The sequence below is a fragment of the Massiliimicrobium timonense genome (assembly GCF_002160865.1).
In the GTDB taxonomy this organism is placed as follows: domain Bacteria; phylum Bacillota_I; class Bacilli_A; order Erysipelotrichales; family Coprobacillaceae; genus Allocoprobacillus.
In genome coordinates, this window is the sequence record NZ_NFLJ01000090.1 from 1 (window position 1) to 1,415 (window position 1,415).

A 1,415-nucleotide genomic window follows, 5' to 3' on the forward strand; every position below is an offset into this window, starting at 1 on the left:
CACGTAGCAAATAATATAAATAGCTCGGACAATTTAATTTGAATATTATAGTTATCTCACCTTGTATCCTAACCAAATAAATTGAAGAACTATTTATCATTTAATTTGGCATTCAACACCATCTCTACCCTTCATACTTTTGGCAGACCCCTTGAATTCAATCCTCATATCCACATGCTTGTCTGTCAGGATGCCCTCAATCTCAGGAAGGACTCCATTAAAAGCCTTGCCTATATGGATTTCAATAAGCTCAGAAAAACCTGGATGTATCAAATCCTTGACCTTCTTGACAGGAAAATCAACACAAGACAATTCCATGCACTTAAAAATTACCTTTATAAAAACTATCCCGACGGTTTCTATGTCTATGCCAAAGAACCAAAAAAAGACCAGAGCGAAGATGATGTTGATGATACCGTCGCATATATAACACGCTATACCAACAGACCTGTCATGGCAGAAAGCAGAATTGTAGAATATAATGACACGACCAAAATGATTCATTGGTTCTATAATCGTCATGAGGACGACAAAAGAATCGATGTCACTGAAAGAGTTGAGAGATTCATCCAAAAAGTCATCAGACACTGTCCGGATGAAAACTTCAAGATGACTCGCTACTATGGATTCTATTCCAACAGGTCGACCAGACATTACAATAGAATGGCTGAGCTTCTGGCTCATAAGCAGAAAAAGGAAACACAGTACAAGAAGGAAAGACAGGCCATCGCAAAAATTCAAATCCAGAAGACACATTTCCGTTATTTTATGATACAATCATTTCAGAGGGATCCCATCAAATGCAGATGTGGAATGATCATGAATTATGCTGAAACATATAATCCCTTTGAAGGAGGACGGAAGAATGACATCCCGTACAAAGAAAGATGCATCTACACATAAAAATATCTCAGAAGTCAAACCATTAACGCCAGAAGAAGTTGATGAAATGCTTCTCCATGATGACACATATGAATCAGATAAGGTACTTATGAAATGTGACAGATGCGGATGTGAAATGGAACTTGACGGATACATATTAAGTGAAATAGCGGAGGCTGATGGAGATGATGAACTGTCATGCATCTGCATGAAATGTGGAAAAGGAACAATGCACCAGGTCAAGAAATGATAGATCTGGTTACGTTTTTGCATGCAGAAAAATAGAGTAATGCTGGTACATTACTTTTTATTTTGCTTATTATTAATATTTGCTTTAAGCATTTATCAATCAAAAGAAACCAAATTCCTATAATAAAAAAAGAAAGGGAATAGAATGACTATTCCCTCATATGGACTGGCAGCGTGCTATTGTCGCAGTTGCCCACTATCTTCGCCGCTATGATGCTTAACTTCTGTGTTCGGCATGGTTACAGGTGTGTCCATCATGCCTTCGCCACCAGATCATCTGAGCA

The 1,415-nt window shown here is 37.9% G+C and carries 2 protein-coding genes and 1 rRNA gene; 2 read left to right on the top strand and 1 reads right to left on the bottom strand.

From position 1 onward, the window contains the following. Positions 1–81 precede the first annotated feature (81 nt). On the top strand, positions 82–903 hold the full coding sequence (locus B5E75_RS14245; protein ID WP_087360602.1) for an IS91 family transposase: 822 nt from the start codon (positions 82–84) through the stop codon (positions 901–903). Next, the gene (locus tag B5E75_RS14250) at positions 866–1,132 is read left to right on the top strand and encodes a hypothetical protein (protein WP_087360605.1); all 267 of its coding nucleotides are present in this window, start codon (positions 866–868) and stop codon (positions 1,130–1,132) included. The genes B5E75_RS14245 and B5E75_RS14250 overlap by 38 nt, the downstream gene beginning before the upstream one ends. 163 nt (positions 1,133–1,295) lie before the next feature. Here the strand turns inward: B5E75_RS14250 and rrf are convergent. After that, a 5S ribosomal RNA gene (rrf, locus tag B5E75_RS14255) occupies positions 1,296–1,404 on the bottom strand. Positions 1,405–1,415 lie beyond the last annotated feature (11 nt).